This window comes from Paracoccus sp. TD-10, assembly GCF_048270675.1.
GTDB classification, from domain to species: Bacteria; Pseudomonadota; Alphaproteobacteria; order Rhodobacterales; family Rhodobacteraceae; genus Paracoccus; species Paracoccus pantotrophus.
In genome coordinates, this window is the sequence record NZ_CP182419.1 from 263,793 (window position 1) to 279,339 (window position 15,547).

Here is a 15,547-nt window from a genome sequence, read left to right on the forward strand (position 1 = left end):
CCGCATTCCCTTTACCTGCGTTCAAGGAAACAATCTTGCGAGGAGAAAACATGCTGATCAGAAAACTTGCGGTCGGGCTTGCGCTTTCGGTTGTGGCACTTGTTACGGTCGTTCCGGGCACGGGCCACGCCGATGCGCTGCAGAATATTAAGGATTCTGGCAAGGTGCGCATCGCCATCGACCCTGCCGCGCCGCCCTATTCCGCGGTGAATGAACAGGGCGACTATGCCGGCTTCGAGGTCGAGGTCGAGGTCGCCAAGCGCCTGGCCTCGGATTGGGGCGTGACCTTGCAGATCGTCCCCAGCACTCCCGCGAACCGCATACCCTACCTGATCACCGGACAGGCGCATCTTGTGGTCTCGACCTTGTCGATCACCGACGAGCGCAAGCAGGTCATCGATTTCTCGCGTCCCTATAGCGGCATCCAGATTGTCGTCGGCGCACCGGAGACGGCGGGCATCGCCTCGCTCGAGGATCTGGTCGGCAAACGTGTGGCGGTCACGCGGGGCTCGACCAACGACGACGAGATCACCAAGGACGCGCTGCCCGGCACGAATATCCTGCGCTTCGAGGATGACGCGACCTCGATCACCGCTTTGTTGAGCGGCCAGGCCGAAGCCTATGTGACGGCCCCTGCGCTGTTCACCTCGATCCGCGCCAAGTCGCCCGAGATGAATATGGAGCCGCGTATCGTACTGAAGACCAACCTGACCGGGATCGGCTTGCCGAAGGGGGAGGACAGTCTGCGCGACGCGCTGGATCAATGGGTGGCGGACAGGCTCGCCGATGGCACCCTTGCCAGGCTCTATCACGACCAGTTCCAGCTGGAGCTGCCAGAGGAGGTGTTCCAGGCCGGCGGAAGCTGACGGGAGCCCACGCTTACGCCCCTGCCATGCAATACGAAAACGAAGGTCAAAAGATGCATACCGAAACACACACCTCTTCGGCTTGTCGATACGACATGGAGGCACTCACGGCGGCGGTGCTGGAACTTTTTCTGAAGGCGGGCCTGCCGGCGCCCATGGCACGGGATGTGGTCGCCTCGCTCATCTATGCCGATGCGATCGGCCACAGCACCCATGGCCTTGCCATCGCGCCATGGTATCTTGAGGAGATCGCCAGCGGCAGCTTCAATGTCTCGGGCAGCCACGATGTGATCTCTGATCGCGGGGCCTGCGTTGCGTGGCGTGGCAACCGCCTAGCGGGGGCGTGGCTGATAAACCGCGCCATCGACCTGTGTCTGGAACGTATCGACCGGCATGGCGTCGTGACCGTGACGATCGGCGAAGGCTACCATACCGGCGCACTGGCCACCTATCTGCCCCGGCTGACAGAGCGGGGGCTGCTGGTGATCCTGGCATGTTCGGGGCCTGCCGCGCAGGGGGTTGCGCCGTTTGGCGGCACCAGGGGCGTCTTCACGCCCAATCCGCTGGCGGCGGGCATCCCCACCCATGCGGATCCGGTTCTTCTGGACATCAGTTGCTCGATCACCACGATCAAGCGATCCGCGCAGATGGCCGAGGCCGGATGCACCTTCGACGCCGATTGGCTGCTGGACGAGAACGGCACCCCGAGCCGAGATCCCAATGTTCTGATCGGAGGGCAGGGGACATTGATGCCTGTTGGAGGGCTGGACCACGGCCACAAAGGCTACTCCATGGCGCTGCTGGTCGAGGCGCTGACCCAGGGACTTAGTGGCACTGGTCGTCGCCAGAAGCTGGACGGCACAGTCATGAACACCTTCCTGCAAGTCATCGACCCCGAGGCATTCGGTGGGCGCAGGGAGTTCGCGGACGAGATGGACTGGCTGGTCGAAAGCTGCCGCGCCAATCCGCCACGGCAGGGCGTCGTCCGTGTCCGGGTGCCGGGGGATCAGGCGCGTAGCAGGCTGGAGCAGGCGCGCATGCAAGGCGTCGCGTTGGATCGCAGCATCGTGGATCGCCTGAAGCCCTGCTTCGCGCGGTTCGGAATGGTTCTACCCGAAGCCCGGTAGAGCGCAAAAATAGGGGAGGAAAACATGAGGAATATCATCCTGTCGGTCATCGCGATGGCGCTGGCCCTGGCCGGGTCGCAAGCCATCGCCGAAAGTGCGCTGGACCGAATCCGGGAAAGCGGCGTTATTCGGGTTGCCATCGACCTGAGCGTGCCGCCTTGGTCCTACAAGGGCAGCGATCTCCGGCCCACCGGTTCAGAGGTCGAGACGGCCGAACTGTTGGCCGAAACGCTCGGGGTAGAGATGCGGATCATGCCGACCAACGGTGCCAACCGCATCCCGTTCCTGCTGTCGGGACAAGCCGATGTCATTATCTCGGCGCTGAGTATCACCGATGAACGAAAGAATGTAGTTGATTTCACGCGGCCCTATTCCGGTGCCGCCACTTTCGTCGCGGGGCCGAAATCCGTCCAGATCAACGACGCCGTAGAACTGTCGGGCAAACGCATCGCCGTGACCCGTGGCACCGCGAACGACACCGATCTGACGGCGATTGCGCCGGCCGATGCCGAGATCGTGCGCTTCGAGGACGAGGCCACGACGATCACCGCCGTCGCCAGTGGCCAAGTCGAATTGGTTGCGCAAGCGCAATCGTTGATCGACGTCATCAACCAGCGCAATCCGGCACTGCAACTTGAGCCGAAATTGACGCTGCGCGATTTCCGCGTAGGAATGGCGGTGCGAAAGGGTGACAGCGACTTTCTCGGCTACCTTGATCGGTGGATTATCGACAACCTCCGTAACGGCAAGCTCTCTGAGATTTACACTCGCCACCAGCATGCCGAACTGCCCATCGACATTCTGGAAGGAATTCAGAGTCAGTAGCACCGAGTACTGTGTTACGGTGCAGGGTGTTAGACCGCCCCGTAAACATCATCTGCAGATCCAACCCGCACATCCTCGGTCGTGCGGTTGATCACACAGTCGCGGCCAGGTGAGATTGCATCTTCGGTGATCCCAACGGCAGCGATATCCTTAGTGATACCGAGCCCCACGGCTAGCGACGCCGCCAGTCGCGCCGAGGCGGCGCTGGCCATCACGCCATTGCCTCCCTGTCCGGCCAGCCAGAAAAAGGTGGCATCCACGGGGTCTCCGCCGATCACGGGCTCATGATCCGGAGCAAACGTCCGAAGGCCGCCCCATTTATGTGAAATCTTCCTGACGCTCATCGTCGTGAAAGTCTCAACACGATCGATGGCGATCGCCACCTCCATCTCGTCGGTCTGCGCATCGCAAGGTTCTGATCGTGCCATATCAACAGGTAAAACGTAAGCTCCCGGTGAGGACCGTCTGACGCTGAAGGTGGGATGGATGTAGGAGGCTGAAGCTATGGACACCCATAGCTTCAGTTCCCAAGTCGAGGTTCTCTCGGTGACCGATAGTGGTCGGCGGCGTCGCTGGTCGGCTGCCGAGAAGATCCGTATCGTCGAGGAAAGCCTGTCGCGCCCGCGCAGCGTGGCGCTGACGGCGCGGCGTCACGATATCTCTCGCGCGTTGCTGACGCGCTGGCGGAAGGACTATCGCGAGGGCCTTCTCGGAAATGAGCCTGCCCTGACCTTTGCGCCGGTGATGATTGCTGCCGAACCTGTGCCTGTATCGGTATCACCTGCGGCAGAGCTGGAGATCTCCGATGCCGTCACAGTCGCGATCACACTGGTGAATGGCCGGCACCTCGTGGTTCCTGCGGGAATTGACCCGGTCATTCTGGCGCGGCTGCTTCCGGTGCTGGACAGCGCATGATCGCCTTTCCGGCGGGGGCGCGCGTGTGGATTGCAGGCGGGGTGACGGACATGCGGTGCGGGATGAACAGCCTGGCGCTGAAGGTCCAGCAGGGCCTGGGTCGCGATCCGCACGGTGGCGAGATCTTCTGCTTCCGGGGGCGCAAGGGTGACCTGATCAAGGTGTTGTGGCACGACGGGGTCGGCATGTCGCTGTATCTGAAGCGGCTGGAGGCGGGGAAGTTCATCTGGCCGGTGAGCCAGAATGGCTCAGCCGTTCCGGTTTCGGCGGCGCAGCTCGGCTATCTTCTGGAAGGAATCGACTGGCGCAATCCGCGCTGGACGCAGCGGCCTGCCTCGGCGGGTTGATAGCCAAAATACCCTTGTTTTATTGGACTATTCCGGGGTTTCGTGATAGGTCTTCGGCATGTCGGAGACCACCTCGGAGATCGCTGTTCTGCGCGCCGCACTCGCCGCGGCAGAGGCTCGCGCATCTGCCGCAGAGGACGCCTTGGTCGCCGCCAAGGGGGAGTTGACCCAGGTTCAGGCGATCGTCTCGGCCTCTGAAGACATGATCCGGCACCTCCGACTGCAGATCGCCAAACTCCGCCGCGAGCAATATGGCCATGGTGCCGAACGCCATGCCCGGCTGATCGAGCAACTGGAGATGCAGCTCGAAGACATCGAGACCGACATTGCCGATGACCGGGCCAAAGCCGAGGCGACGGGCCCGAGGGCGATGGTCGCGGCCTTCGAACGCCGCCGCCCAGCCCGCAAGCCGTTCCCCGGGCATTTGCCCCGCGAGCGCGTCGTGGTTAAGGCGCCGACTTCCTGCACTTGCTGCGGGTCCTCGCGCATCGTGAAGATGGGCGAAGACATCACCGAGACGCTGGAGGTGATCCCGCGGCAGTGGAAGGTCGTGCAAACCGTCCGCGAGAAGTTCACCTGCCGCGACTGCGAGAAGATCAGCCAGCCGCCAGCGCCGTTCCACCCGACACCCCGGGGCTGGGCCGGCCCGAACCTGCTGGCCATGGTGCTGTTCGAGAAGTTTGGCCAGCATCAGCCCCTGAACAGGCAGGCCGAGCGCTATGCGAAGGAGGGCGTCGAGATCAGCCTTTCCACCCTGGCCGATCAGGTCGGGGCCTGTGCCGTGGCGCTGCAGCCGATCCACGATCTGATCCGCGTCCATGTCCTTGCGGCAGAACGATTGCATGCCGATGACACAACCGTGCCGCTCATGGCCAAGGGCGGCACGCAGACGGCCCGGCTCTGGACCTATCTACGCGATGATCGGCCCTTCGCAGGCGAGGCGCCGCCAGCGGCCCTCTATTACTTCTCAACCGACCGACGGATGGAGCACCCGACACGGCACCTGGCGGACTGGACCGGCATTCTCCAAGCCGATGCCTATGGTGGCTACAACGGCGTTTACGACGCGGGCCACAAGCCTGCCCCGGTGCGCAGGGCACTGTGCTGGTCCCATGCCCGGCGCAAGTTCTTCGAACTGGCGGATATCAAAGCCACAGCCCGCAAGGGCAAAAAGGTGGCCGTAGAGATCTCGCCCATCGCGCTGGAGGCCGTCAAACGCTTCGACGCCATCTTCGATGCCGAGCGCGAGATCACCGGCCTGACCGCCGAGGCCCGCCATGACGCCCGTCAGCGGCTGGTGCGCCCGATGGTCCAGGATCTGCACAACTGGTTGCGGACCGAACGCGCCCGAATGTCGAAGCACAACCCCGTCGCCAAGGCGATCAACTACATGTTCGAGGAGGACGGCCGCTGGGACGCCTTCACCTGCTTCCTCGATGATGGCCGCATCTGCCTGACGAACAATGCGGCCGAACGTGCCCTCCGCGGCATTGCCCTCGGCCGCAAGGCTTGGCTCTTCGCCGGATCTCCGCGCGGTGGCGACCGCGCCGCCTTCATGTACTCCCTGATCGTCACGGCCAGGATGAATGACGTCGACCCGCAGGCCTGGCTGGCCGATGTCCTTGCCCGGCTGCCGGACATACCCCTGTCGCGCCTGCCGGAACTTCTTCCCTGGAACTGGTCGCAAATACCGCAAAGGAGGGCCGCATGACCCTGATCGCCCGCCTCCGGATCCTTCTGAACGACGTCGATCCTCAGCCGATGCGCCATATCGAGGTGCCGCTGAAGATCAGGCTCGACCGGCTGCATGAGGTGGTCCAGGCGGCGATGGGCTGGACGGACAGCCATCTCTACGAATTCCGGGCCGGTGGCGCCGGCTGGGGCGTGCCCGGTCCGGACGGATTCTACGACGGCCCGATGCCCGCGAAGAAGGCGACGCTGCAGAAGGTGCTCGAGGATACCGGCGTCAGGACGCTCCAGTATGTCTACGACTTCGGCGATGACTGGGACCACAGCATCCGGATCGAGCGGGTCACCGAGGCCAGCCCGGGCGTGACCTATCCAAGGCTTCTGAAGGCCAGCGGGGCCTGCCCGCCCGAGGATGTCGGCGGTGCTCCGGGCTACGAGGAATTCCTCGAAGCCCTCGCAGATCCGGACCACGAGCAGCACGACGACATGGTCGGCTGGTCAGGTGCATCCTTCGATCCCGAAGATGCCAGGATCGACAGGATCGTCGAACGCTTTGACCAACTCGCGAAGAAATGGTCCCCGCGGCCCGGCAAGCCCAAAGCACCCAAGCCCACTCCCTGAGCACGGACACCCGTCCGCGGCCTACGCCGGATGGTTACGGTAAAACCATGACCTTGCGAGCCTCTGGTTTGAAATAGAAGGTTTCAGCCACGTCAAAGGTCATCGGCCAGTGATGCAGATTGCTGCCTACGGGAGCCTCGAAGGTCACGGCAGTTCGGCGGAACGGCACCACGTTGCGATAGCCGAGTCCCGCCATCTGCGCGATCTGCGGCACCCAGCCGCCTGCCGCGTTGACGATGATGCCGCCTTCGAACGCACCTGCGGTCGTATCCCGTCCAGCCGTTCGTATCGCGCCGGATCGCGGTGACCCTGGCGCCGGTTAGCATACCTGCTGAGGCCTGCTGGTCTATTGCCAGTTAAATGCGGTTTCCTGCCCAATGCCGATGCCCTTCTGTCACATTCTGCACGCAGGGCTCCGGCAGCAGGGCAAGGGCGACACATCAACCTTTGCCGCTTCGCGACAATTCTAAATGGCCTCTACAGCCGCTCCAGCGCCCAACGGGTGTTGTGGATCATGCTGGTTCACAGGTTCATCGACTTGCGTCGTAAGTTTGGATGATGGTCTTGGCCCTTGCCCTGACCTCTGCCGCACCCAGACCTGGCTTGTAGAGCGATGACCCAAGCCCAAAGATTTCGATCCCAGCCTGAATGTAGTTGTGGAAATCCACTTCCGACACACCCCCAACGGCTGCAACCTTCGCTTCCGCCGGCAGCACTGTCCGGATTGCCGTAATGCCGGCAACACCAAGGATCCCTGCAGGGAAGAACTTCAACGCCGAAGCTCCGCTTTTCCATGCGTGCAATGCCTCCGTGGGGGTGAAGACCCCCGGCATGGCGATCATGTCGTGACGAACAGCCCGACCGATGACAGCCGGATCGGTATTCGGCGTCACCACCAGTTTGGCGCCGATATCAGCCAAGCGGTCCACGTTTTCCGGTTCAAGCACCGTGCCTGCACCAATCAGCGCAGACTGACCGAATTCGTCCACTGCCGCCTTAATGGTGCGGAACGGGTCAGGGGAGTTCAGCGGAACTTCGATTGCCTCGAAACCTTCATCGACCAGAACCTCGAAAATGGCCATCGCTTCTTCACGGCGTAAGCCGCGCAAGATGGCCACCAGAGGACGCCGCATTCGCGGCAGAGGGGTTCTTTGTGTCATTCCTGTGTCCAGTCGCAGTGTCGCGCCGCCCGCAAGAGGCCGCGCCGGGTTAGAGTTTCGGCGTCTTCGACATCGAAGTCGATCCGCGCACGTGTCAGGGCGCTGCGGTAGAGAGCCGCCGCGGGTCCCGCTGCCAGCAGCCGGACCTTGCGGCCCTCGTTGGGAAGACTGGCGATCTCGGCCCCGATCAGCAGCCCCGACAAGGCAGCCGTCGCGCCAGCGGGGTCGGCCATGCCAAGAAGGCCTCCTGCTCTCAACGCAAACAGCCTTGGCAGGATCGCCCGATCGGCAAGCGCGCGATCCACCGCGGCCGTGAAGGCCGGTCCATCGGGATTGATCGCGGCATCCGCTTGAAGCAAGCCTGCCAAAGTCGAATGGCGCGACAGGAGGGCAAACAGCTCGCCGGTCATATGGGTCGAAAACCGCAGGATCGCTTGCCCGTCGACCTCGATCCATTTGCAATGCGTGCCGGGCTGACCGATCAGCGCGGGTGTTCCGTCCAGCATCCCCAAGATCAGCGTTTCCTCGCCGCGCATCACATCAGGCGCCAAGGGATCGCGTTGCGCAACACCCGGCAGGATCAGCACAAGACGGACGGGGTGCGGTGCCCTGACGGCGTGCAACGCCAGCCGATCAAGCGGCTCGCCGGTGTCCATATAGGGCGCTTCAATCCAGCCTTGCCGGGCGCCGACCATCCCACAAGCGATGACCGGCACGTCATGCCCGCAGCCCATGGACTGCAAATGTTGATCCAGAGTCGCTTGGAAGTCGGCAGCATCCTTGCATCGGATCATGCCCTGGTCCGAACGGCGTTGGTCCAAGACCTGGCCATCGCTATCCATCAACCAGATCCGGAGGCTGGAGGTTCCCCAGTCCACGGCCACGATACAATCAGGCAGGGGCATGGTCAGCCGCGCGCATAGAAGTTGTTGTGCAGCGGGCTCATCACCAGTTGGTTCACGCACATCCGGGCCGGAGCTGCGGCGATGAAGGCGACGGTGTTGCCGATATCCGACGCCTGCAGCATCTTTGCCCGAGCCTCGGCCGAGGGCGGGTTCGGCCGCGTGTCCAGAACATCCGTCGCGGCCTCGGCCGGCATCAGGCAGGTGGCACGAATGCCGTTGCGGCCTTCCTCGATGTTGATCGTCTCGCAGAGTGCCGGCAAGGCGTGCTTGGTGGCAGAGTAAGAGACACCCGCGACCGGCTCCATTCGCCAGCCGGCCCAGGACGAGATCACGAGAACCGTACCCTGCCCCCGCTCGCGCATGCCGGGCAGCACGGCTTGGGTGCAGTGCAGCGCTCCGGACAGGTTCACATCGACGATCCGGCTCCAGTCATCGCCACGCAGATCGGCAAGCGCGCGCCGTGGGACGTTCGTGCCCGAGGAGTAGACCAGGATGTCCACCGGGCCGATGGCCGCCGCGACATGGGCAATAGCCTTGCGATCGGTCACGTCCAGCGGCTGGCACTCGGCCGTGCCGCCGGCCTGTGCGATGCGCGCGGCGATCCGCTGCAGCGCCTCGGCCCGACGGCCCGACAGGATGACGCGGGCGCCCTGTGCTGCCAGCGCTTCGGCCGAAGCAGCGCCAAGGCCGCTGCCGCCTCCAAGAACCCATGCGGTCTGACCTGCCAGCGCGTTCGAGACGGGATAATCCTGTGCCATGTTCGCTTCCTTTCTCGTGCTTTCCATCATTCCGCCCAGTCGGACAGTTCCGGCACCGCATCGGTGTTGATGCGCAGGCCGATGCCAGGTTCGGTCGGCAGGTCGGGGCGGCCGTTGCGGACCTCGGGTTCGCCGAGAAACAGCGGGTTGACGCGCTGGTCCAGTCCCCACCAGGACGGGTTGGTCAGATGCTCGATCCAGGTGCAGTTCGGCTGTGACAGCACACCGTGCAGCGTAGCCGCCGAATAGACATGCGGGGTGACCTCAATCCCTGCGCCCGAGGCCATCTGGGCGACACGCCGGAATTCGGTCAGGCCGCCGACGCGATGGACATCCGGTTGCAGCACATCCGCGGCGCCCGCATCCAGCAGCTGCTGAAAACCATAGCGGCTGAATTCGTGTTCGCCGGTGGCGATGGGCACGAAATGCTGTTCGCGCAGCATGGCGTGGCCCGAAATGTCGTCCGGGACCAGCGGCTCCTCGACCCACCGAAGCGAAAACTGCCGCAGCTCCCGGATCATCTCGAGTGCAAAGGGTCGGTTCCATCCCATGTAAGCGTCGGTCATCAGATCGATGCCGTCGCCGATTTCCTCGCGAATGGCGGCGATATAGCGAAGGTTCTTCATCAGCCCCTCGCGCCCGTCGGCGGGACCATAGGGGAAGTTGGCCTTGACCGCCTGGTAGCCGCGCTCGACGTAGTCGCGGGCCATGCGCTTGACGACTGCCAGATCGTCGTCGGGCTGCACCTTCGAGGCATAGGCCCGGATGTCCTTGGCATGATGCCCGCCCAGCAGCTTGTACACCGGCTGACCCACGGATTTGCCAAGCGCGTCCCAGATGGCGATGTCGATGGCGGAAATCGCCAGCAGCGCCGCGCCTTTGCGGCCATAGACGATCGAGGCGCGGAACATCTGTTCCCAGATGCCTTCGGTGGACCAAGCGTCCAGCCCTTCTGCCAAGCGGGCTAGATGGCCGTTGATCATCAGCGTGGCAACGCCGATCCCGTCCTCGGCATAGCCCAGGCCGGTGGTGCCGTCCTCCAGCGTGACGCGGACAACCGTGATGCCCTGCGGCCAGGTGTACCAGGACCATCCCTCGCCGCGGCGGGCGAACTCGTTCATCGGGCTGGGGCCGCGCACGTTTTTTTGCTGCTGCCAGAAGTTGCCCCACATGGATTGGGGAACGTGGCGGGCTTCGACTTTGGTGATCTTCATCTCTCGTCTCCGGGTTCCGGCGGTTGCCGGGTCAGTTGAAATCCAGCAGCACCTTGCAGCACTCGACAGGGCTTTCTTCGAGCAGGGCAAAGGCGTCGTGGACCTGTTCGGCCTTGAAGCTGTGGCTGACGAAGCGTTCGGGCCGGATCAGACCCTGGGCCATCCAGTCGATCACCTCCGGGAACTTGCGGTTGTTCAGGCGAGAGGCATAGAGCGTCAGTTCCTTGCGGTTCAGCTTGCTTTGCGGAACAGAGGAGGGCTGCGGGGAAAAGCCCATCAGGCCAATCCGTCCCGCAGGAGCCGCCAGGTCCAGCGCCTCTTCCAGGATGGCAGGGTGGCATGCCGCATCAATGATCAGATCGGGGGAGAGACCAGCGTCCTGCAATGCCTCGGACAAGGGTCGATCTGCCGAGTTGACGGTCAGAGTGGCGCCCGAGTCCCGCGCCCAATCTAGGCGGCTCTCGATGCGATCCACAACCACGAGCTGCCGGAGACCATGAACGCCGGACAGCGCTTGGATGACCGTCATTCCGATCGGCCCCGCGCCGTAGACAAGCGCGGTATCCTCGTTCAGTACGCCTGTCCGCCCTAGCATGTTTGCCGCAATCGAGAACGGCTCGACAGTGGCTGCCGCGCGATCGTCGACATTGTCGGGCAGCGGCACAGCACATTCGACAGGGACGCAGCAGTAATCGGCAAAGCCGCCTTCGCGATGCACCCCGACCACCTGCAGGTTCAGGCAGACGTTGGGGCGCCCTGTCCGGCAGGAATGGCAGGTCCCGCAGCTCACCACGGGGGTCACGGCCACGCGCTGGCCTTCGAGGGAGGCGTCGACACCTGCGCCCACCGCGTCGATGTGGCCGGCAAATTCATGGCCGATGATGCGGGGAAACTGCACATAGGGATGCTGACCGTGGAAGATATGCAGGTCCGACCCGCAGATGCCGGCATAACGGACACGCACACGGACCTCTCCTGGTGCGGGATCGGGCATGGGCCGTTCGACCAGCGACATGCGCCGGGGGCCTTCAACAAGAACGCTTCTCATGGGATACCTAAGGAGTTCAGGGGTGGAGGATATCGACCAGCAGGGTCGAAACCTGCGGAACAAAGGTGATCAGCAGCAGCACGAACAGCAGTTGTGCGAAGTAGGGCACGCTTTCGGCCAGGAACTCGCGGATGCGACAGCCGGTAATGCCGCAGGTGACGAACATCAGCGTCCCCATGGGCGGCGTGATCGCCCCGATTGCCAGGTTGAAGATGAACACGAAGGCGAAGTGGATGTCGTCGATGCCAAAGGCCCGGGCGATCGGAACCAGCAGCGGGACCAGGACGATCATCGCCGCATTGCCCTCGATGAACATGCCCACCACCAGCAGGAAGATGTTCACGATGATCAGGAAGACATACTTGTTGGCTACCGCCTCGACCATCCACTCGGTCAGCGCCTGAGGCACCCGCTCGCGCGTCAGAACCCATGCCAGAGCCGACGCCGCGCCGACGATCAGCATGATCACCGCGGTGGTCAGCACCGTTTCCTTCAGGCACTGCGACAGCTTGGCTCCGGACAGCTCGCGATAATAGAGGCCCAAGGCAAGCGCATAGACAACCGCGACGGCCCCGGCCTCGGTCGGAGTGAAGATCCCGGCGCGGATGCCGCCGAGAACCACGACGGGCATGAACAGCGGCAAAAGCGCGTGCATGAAAGCGCGGCCCAGGGGAACAGGCTCATACTCCGCGGTGGTCTTGAGCGGCGCATAGCCACGGCGCCGGGCAATCCACGCGGTCAGCATCATCATCGTGACGCAGGTCAGAAGCCCGACCGATATGCCGCCCATAAACAACTGACCGATCGAGACATTCGCCGTCGAGCCATAGATAATCATGCCGATGCCGGGCGGGATGAGCGGCGTGATGGTCGATGAGAAGGCCGTGACGACCGTGGAATAGGCCTTGCTCATACCCCGCCGTTCCATCTGCGGCACCAGCATCTTGGCGGTCATGGCCGCATCGGCCAGGCTGGACCCGCTCATGCCGCCCATCAGGGTCGACAGCAGGATGTTGACCTGCGCCAATCCGCCCCAGATGGAGGCCGTCAGTGCGGCGCAGAACACCATGATCCGGTCCGTGATGCCGGCATAGTTCATGAAGACGCCGGCACAGACGAAGAATGGCACCGCCAGCAGCGGAATGCTTTCCATGCCCGACGTGAACCGCTGGATCAGCAGCAGCGGGTTGGCCTGCCCTGCCCCGAAGAAATAGACCGCCGTGCCCGCGAGCAGCGCGATGAAGACCGGCACGCGGATCAGCAGTGCGACGAACAGGACAGCGATGGCTGCGATCAGGATACCCGACATGACGCTCTCCTAGGCCATGCGCCGATCAGCGCGGATGAGTGGCACGATTTCGCTGAACAGATAGCTGAGCATCATCAGCAGGCTTCCGACAGGGACGGCCATGTAGACCAGCCCATAGGGGATGCGCAGAACATCCGTGACCCTGTTGGCACCGAACTGGAACAGGACGAAGGCGCTGCCCGCCCAGACGAGCATGGCCAGAACCCCCACGACAAAGATCGCGATGACATATTCCAGCGCGCGCTTGCCCACAGGCGGCAGCATCTCGAACACGGCATCGATCGAGACATGCCCGAATTCACGGAACGCCGCGCTGCCGGCGAACATGACCAGCCAGACGATCAGCATCATCTGGACTTCCTCCAGCCAGATCAGCGGGGCGCCGACCGCGTAGCGCATGACGACGCCAAGCACGGTCAGGATGACCAGCGCCGAGATGCAGACATAAGACACACTGATGTCGATGGCGCGGATAAGCGCCATGGCCTTGCGGGACATGATTGAACCTCCACGAACGCGGGAAGACGGTCGAGCCGCCAGGGCGGCTCGCTGTCGTTATTCGCGGCCCAGTTGCTGAATGACGGTATCGCGCAGACCCGGGGTCCATTGGCTGAACGCGGGATCGTCGTAAAAGCCCTCGACCGCCTTGGCGAACTCATCGTAATCGGCTTGGGTGACGGTCACGCCGGCGTTCTGCAACTCACCCAGGATACGCTCGTCTTCCTTGGCCAGAAGGTCGTTCTGATAAACGCCTGCCTCGGCCGCGGTCTGCTGCAACAGCGCCCGCTGCTCGGCGCTGAGCCCGTCCCACAGCATGCCACTGCAAGCGATCAGGTTCACCGTCAACATGTGGTTGTCGATCAGCAGATACTTTGCGGTCTCGTGGTATTTCCCGCCCCAGATGACCGACAGCGGATTTTCCAGACCGTCGATGACGCCCTGCTGAAGCGACGTATAGACTTCGCCAAGCGCCATCGGGGTCGGCGAGGCGCCCAGATGCTCGAATGTCTTGACATAGATCGTCGACTGCGGCGCGCGGATCTTCATTCCGGCGAAATCGGCGGGGTGTTCGACCTTGCGCGTCGTCAGCGTCTGGCGTGCGCCATAGCGCCAGTTATGCGCGACAACCTTCAGGCCCTTCTGCGCCAGCGCTTCTTCCTGTCCTGCCCACCAATCGGATGCAAACAGCCGTTCGGCTTCCTCCCAGTTGCGGAACAGGAACGGTGCCTGCACGATGCTCATGTCCGGCACACCGACTTCAGCAAAGAAGGATGCGTCGGTCGAGTAGCAGACGGGTTCGCCCAAGAGCATCTGATCGATGACCTGCTTGCCCGATCCTAGCTGGTCGGACGGAAACAGCTCGATCGTCAGATCGCCGCCGGACTTCTCGGCCAGCAGGCGCTGCCATTCGACATGGCCCTGACCATAGGGCGTGTCGAGCACCGGGCCGAACCCGACAGAGATCGTCGTTTCCTGTGCGCAGACCGGCAAAGCCCAGCACGCGGCAAGCATCAGGGCTGAAACTGTTGTTCTCATGATGTCCTCCAATCCGGTTTGGCGGATTGCCCGGCAATCCACATGCCCGCCTCCCTTGCGAGTCGCACCCGGCTACCATGAAATACTGTTGGAACACAACCGATATATTGGTTGAGTTTTAGCTGGCGCGCTTTAAGAAGGCTTTGAGAGGATTGCAGGACACCATGGCTACGACCAAAAGCGACTTCGCCTACGAGACAATCAAATCCCGCATTCTTGACGGCGTCTTGGCCCCCGGCGTCGATGTGTCAGAAGAGTCTCTGCAAAGGGAACTGGCCCTCAGCCGCACGCCCATTCGCGAAGCATGTCAGCGGCTCGGCAAGGAAGGCTTTATCCACATCTATCCCAGCAAGGGCATGATCGTCGCGGACATCACGACCGATCTGATCCGCGACATCTATCAGATGAGGCTCCTGAACGAGCCCTTCATTGTTGTACAGGCATGTCGCCTCAACAAGTCACGCGACTGGCTGGAGGAAATCGGCGAGCAACTGCGAAACCCGCCGCGCGGTCTTTCCGAGGCAGAGCTGCGGGACTGGTATATCGCACTTGACCGAAGGTTGCACGACGGCTTCCTGCAGAACTGCCGCAACCGCTTTCTGCAGTCCACCATGCAGACGGTTCTGGACCACAATCACCGCATTCGGATGAAGGTTTCCCGGCCATATTCCAACGAAGATCGTTCGATCACCGAGCATCTGGCCATTATCGACGCCTTTATGGCCCGCGATGAGACGCGACTTGAGCAAGAGGCCAAGGCGCATATCGAGGCGTCGCGGGCAATCACATTCGCATATTTCATGTAGGCGCATCGCAGTGCAAATCTGCGTCAGAACCCTTATACGTAAGCATCCGCCGGGAGCCGCGGTCAGGCAGCCTTGACCTGAGCGTTGTGGCGCTCCATTCCTAAGGCAGCAGCTTGTGTAGGTGTGAGACCGGCGAGTCGGAGATGCGGGCGATGACGTCGGCGAGCCAGGTCTGGGGGGCGATGCCGTTCAGTTTCGCGGAGCCGATCGGGGATTGCATGCAGGCCGCTCGGTGACCGCCGCGCTCCGAGCCGGCGAAGAGCCAGCTCTTTCTGCCGAGGGCCACACCGCGCAGCGATCGCTCGGCGCAGTTGTTCGTCAGGCAGATCCTGCCGTCTCCTCCAGGAAACGGGTGAATCCCGGCTTATAGCGCGTCAAACAGGGGCTCTTCCGCATATTTGGCGCAGGCGGCGGGATTCAC

At 62.9% G+C, this 15,547-nt stretch carries 18 protein-coding genes and 1 pseudogene; 8 read left to right on the top strand and 11 right to left on the bottom strand.

What is annotated here, in order from left to right; translation table 11 throughout:
* Positions 1–50: 50 nt before the first annotated feature.
* From ACNKFW_RS12220 to ACNKFW_RS12230, 3 genes are read left to right on the top strand one after another with little or no spacing between them, the layout of a single operon-like run.
* The gene (locus ACNKFW_RS12220) at positions 51–866 is read left to right on the top strand and encodes a transporter substrate-binding domain-containing protein (RefSeq protein ID WP_418025268.1); all 816 of its coding nucleotides are present in this window, start codon (positions 51–53) and stop codon (positions 864–866) included.
* Positions 867–892: 26 nt separating this feature from the next.
* Positions 893–1,993, top strand: a complete 1,101-nt coding sequence (locus ACNKFW_RS12225; RefSeq protein ID WP_418025270.1) for an Ldh family oxidoreductase — start codon at positions 893–895, stop codon at positions 1,991–1,993.
* A 24-nt stretch (positions 1,994–2,017) separates the two neighbouring features.
* A complete protein-coding gene (locus ACNKFW_RS12230; protein ID WP_418025272.1) occupies positions 2,018–2,818 on the top strand; it encodes a transporter substrate-binding domain-containing protein in 801 nt (266 codons plus the stop codon).
* A gap of 29 nt (positions 2,819–2,847) precedes the next feature.
* On the opposite strand, the gene ACNKFW_RS12235 is transcribed toward ACNKFW_RS12230, so the two are convergent.
* Positions 2,848–3,201 carry an FAD-dependent oxidoreductase gene (locus ACNKFW_RS12235; protein ID WP_418025274.1) on the bottom strand — a complete coding sequence of 118 codons (354 nt, stop codon included), beginning with the start codon at positions 3,199–3,201 and terminating at the stop codon, positions 2,848–2,850.
* A gap of 121 nt (positions 3,202–3,322) precedes the next feature.
* Between ACNKFW_RS12235 and tnpA the strand changes: the two genes are divergently transcribed.
* From tnpA to ACNKFW_RS12255, 4 genes are read left to right on the top strand one after another with little or no spacing between them, the layout of a single operon-like run.
* Complete coding sequence (tnpA, locus tag ACNKFW_RS12240; protein WP_120441954.1) at positions 3,323–3,733, top strand: IS66-like element accessory protein TnpA; 411 nt, start codon at positions 3,323–3,325, stop codon at positions 3,731–3,733.
* Positions 3,730–4,080 carry an IS66 family insertion sequence element accessory protein TnpB gene (tnpB, locus tag ACNKFW_RS12245; protein ID WP_112312267.1) on the top strand — a complete coding sequence of 117 codons (351 nt, stop codon included), beginning with the start codon at positions 3,730–3,732 and terminating at the stop codon, positions 4,078–4,080. Before tnpA ends, tnpB begins: the two co-directional genes overlap by 4 nt.
* Before the next feature lie 58 nt (positions 4,081–4,138).
* Complete coding sequence (gene tnpC, locus ACNKFW_RS12250; protein ID WP_418024717.1) at positions 4,139–5,791, top strand: IS66 family transposase; 1,653 nt, start codon at positions 4,139–4,141, stop codon at positions 5,789–5,791.
* Positions 5,788–6,390 (top strand): plasmid pRiA4b ORF-3 family protein, encoded by a 603-nt coding sequence (locus ACNKFW_RS12255; RefSeq protein WP_418024716.1) that lies wholly within the window; start codon positions 5,788–5,790, stop codon positions 6,388–6,390. The genes tnpC and ACNKFW_RS12255 overlap by 4 nt, the downstream gene beginning before the upstream one ends.
* A 34-nt stretch (positions 6,391–6,424) precedes the next feature.
* On the opposite strand, the gene ACNKFW_RS12260 is transcribed toward ACNKFW_RS12255, so the two are convergent.
* From ACNKFW_RS12260 to ACNKFW_RS12300, 9 genes are all read right to left on the bottom strand, one after another.
* Positions 6,425–6,604 carry a hypothetical protein gene (locus ACNKFW_RS12260; protein ID WP_418025276.1) on the bottom strand — a complete coding sequence of 60 codons (180 nt, stop codon included), beginning with the start codon at positions 6,602–6,604 and terminating at the stop codon, positions 6,425–6,427.
* Between the two features lie 316 nt (positions 6,605–6,920).
* The gene (locus tag ACNKFW_RS12265; protein ID WP_418025278.1) at positions 6,921–7,550 is read right to left on the bottom strand and encodes a 2-dehydro-3-deoxy-6-phosphogalactonate aldolase; all 630 of its coding nucleotides are present in this window, start codon (positions 7,548–7,550) and stop codon (positions 6,921–6,923) included.
* On the bottom strand, positions 7,547–8,392 hold the full coding sequence (locus ACNKFW_RS12270; protein WP_418025280.1) for a 2-dehydro-3-deoxygalactonokinase: 846 nt from the start codon (positions 8,390–8,392) through the stop codon (positions 7,547–7,549). The genes ACNKFW_RS12265 and ACNKFW_RS12270 overlap by 4 nt, the downstream gene beginning before the upstream one ends.
* A 65-nt stretch (positions 8,393–8,457) precedes the next feature.
* Entirely contained in the window at positions 8,458–9,243 is a 786-nt protein-coding gene (locus ACNKFW_RS12275; RefSeq protein ID WP_418025282.1) for an SDR family oxidoreductase, read from the bottom strand.
* The gene (locus tag ACNKFW_RS12280) at positions 9,240–10,427 is read right to left on the bottom strand and encodes an enolase C-terminal domain-like protein (RefSeq protein ID WP_418025284.1); all 1,188 of its coding nucleotides are present in this window, start codon (positions 10,425–10,427) and stop codon (positions 9,240–9,242) included. Before ACNKFW_RS12280 ends, ACNKFW_RS12275 begins: the two co-directional genes overlap by 4 nt.
* 31 nt (positions 10,428–10,458) lie before the next feature.
* A complete protein-coding gene (locus ACNKFW_RS12285; RefSeq protein WP_418025285.1) occupies positions 10,459–11,475 on the bottom strand; it encodes a Zn-dependent oxidoreductase in 1,017 nt (338 codons plus the stop codon).
* 16 nt (positions 11,476–11,491) lie between these two features.
* Positions 11,492–12,784, bottom strand: coding sequence for a TRAP transporter large permease (locus tag ACNKFW_RS12290; RefSeq protein ID WP_418025287.1), 1,293 nt, complete (start codon positions 12,782–12,784; stop codon positions 11,492–11,494).
* 9 nt (positions 12,785–12,793) lie between these two features.
* Positions 12,794–13,282 carry a TRAP transporter small permease gene (locus ACNKFW_RS12295; protein WP_418025289.1) on the bottom strand — a complete coding sequence of 163 codons (489 nt, stop codon included), beginning with the start codon at positions 13,280–13,282 and terminating at the stop codon, positions 12,794–12,796.
* Positions 13,283–13,339: 57 nt separating this feature from the next.
* Complete coding sequence (locus ACNKFW_RS12300) at positions 13,340–14,320, bottom strand: C4-dicarboxylate TRAP transporter substrate-binding protein (RefSeq protein WP_418025291.1); 981 nt, start codon at positions 14,318–14,320, stop codon at positions 13,340–13,342.
* A gap of 164 nt (positions 14,321–14,484) precedes the next feature.
* Here ACNKFW_RS12300 and ACNKFW_RS12305 point away from each other — a divergent pair, with 164 nt between their 5' ends.
* A complete protein-coding gene (locus tag ACNKFW_RS12305) occupies positions 14,485–15,126 on the top strand; it encodes a GntR family transcriptional regulator (RefSeq protein WP_418025293.1) in 642 nt (213 codons plus the stop codon).
* 100 nt (positions 15,127–15,226) lie between these two features.
* Here the strand turns inward: ACNKFW_RS12305 and ACNKFW_RS12310 are convergent.
* A pseudogene (locus ACNKFW_RS12310) lies at positions 15,227–15,489 on the bottom strand (IS66 family transposase); the annotation flags it as partial.
* Positions 15,490–15,547 lie beyond the last annotated feature (58 nt).

Coding starts and splice junctions, on each gene's coding strand:
- ACNKFW_RS12295 (WP_418025289.1), bottom strand. CDS start 13,282: ATGTCCCGCAAGGCCATGGCGCTTATCCGCGCCATCGACATCAGTGTG.
- ACNKFW_RS12280 (WP_418025284.1), bottom strand. CDS start 10,427: ATGAAGATCACCAAAGTCGAAGCCCGCCACGTTCCCCAATCCATGTGG.
- tnpC (WP_418024717.1), top strand. CDS start 4,139: ATGTCGGAGACCACCTCGGAGATCGCTGTTCTGCGCGCCGCACTCGCC.
- ACNKFW_RS12305 (WP_418025293.1), top strand. CDS start 14,485: ATGGCTACGACCAAAAGCGACTTCGCCTACGAGACAATCAAATCCCGC.
- ACNKFW_RS12285 (WP_418025285.1), bottom strand. CDS start 11,475: ATGAGAAGCGTTCTTGTTGAAGGCCCCCGGCGCATGTCGCTGGTCGAA.
- ACNKFW_RS12220 (WP_418025268.1), top strand. CDS start 51: ATGCTGATCAGAAAACTTGCGGTCGGGCTTGCGCTTTCGGTTGTGGCA.
- ACNKFW_RS12230 (WP_418025272.1), top strand. CDS start 2,018: ATGAGGAATATCATCCTGTCGGTCATCGCGATGGCGCTGGCCCTGGCC.
- ACNKFW_RS12270 (WP_418025280.1), bottom strand. CDS start 8,392: ATGGATAGCGATGGCCAGGTCTTGGACCAACGCCGTTCGGACCAGGGC.
- tnpB (WP_112312267.1), top strand. CDS start 3,730: ATGATCGCCTTTCCGGCGGGGGCGCGCGTGTGGATTGCAGGCGGGGTG.
- ACNKFW_RS12290 (WP_418025287.1), bottom strand. CDS start 12,784: ATGTCGGGTATCCTGATCGCAGCCATCGCTGTCCTGTTCGTCGCACTG.
- ACNKFW_RS12275 (WP_418025282.1), bottom strand. CDS start 9,243: ATGATGGAAAGCACGAGAAAGGAAGCGAACATGGCACAGGATTATCCC.
- ACNKFW_RS12255 (WP_418024716.1), top strand. CDS start 5,788: ATGACCCTGATCGCCCGCCTCCGGATCCTTCTGAACGACGTCGATCCT.
- ACNKFW_RS12265 (WP_418025278.1), bottom strand. CDS start 7,550: ATGACACAAAGAACCCCTCTGCCGCGAATGCGGCGTCCTCTGGTGGCC.
- tnpA (WP_120441954.1), top strand. CDS start 3,323: ATGGACACCCATAGCTTCAGTTCCCAAGTCGAGGTTCTCTCGGTGACC.
- ACNKFW_RS12225 (WP_418025270.1), top strand. CDS start 893: ATGCAATACGAAAACGAAGGTCAAAAGATGCATACCGAAACACACACC.
- ACNKFW_RS12300 (WP_418025291.1), bottom strand. CDS start 14,320: ATGAGAACAACAGTTTCAGCCCTGATGCTTGCCGCGTGCTGGGCTTTG.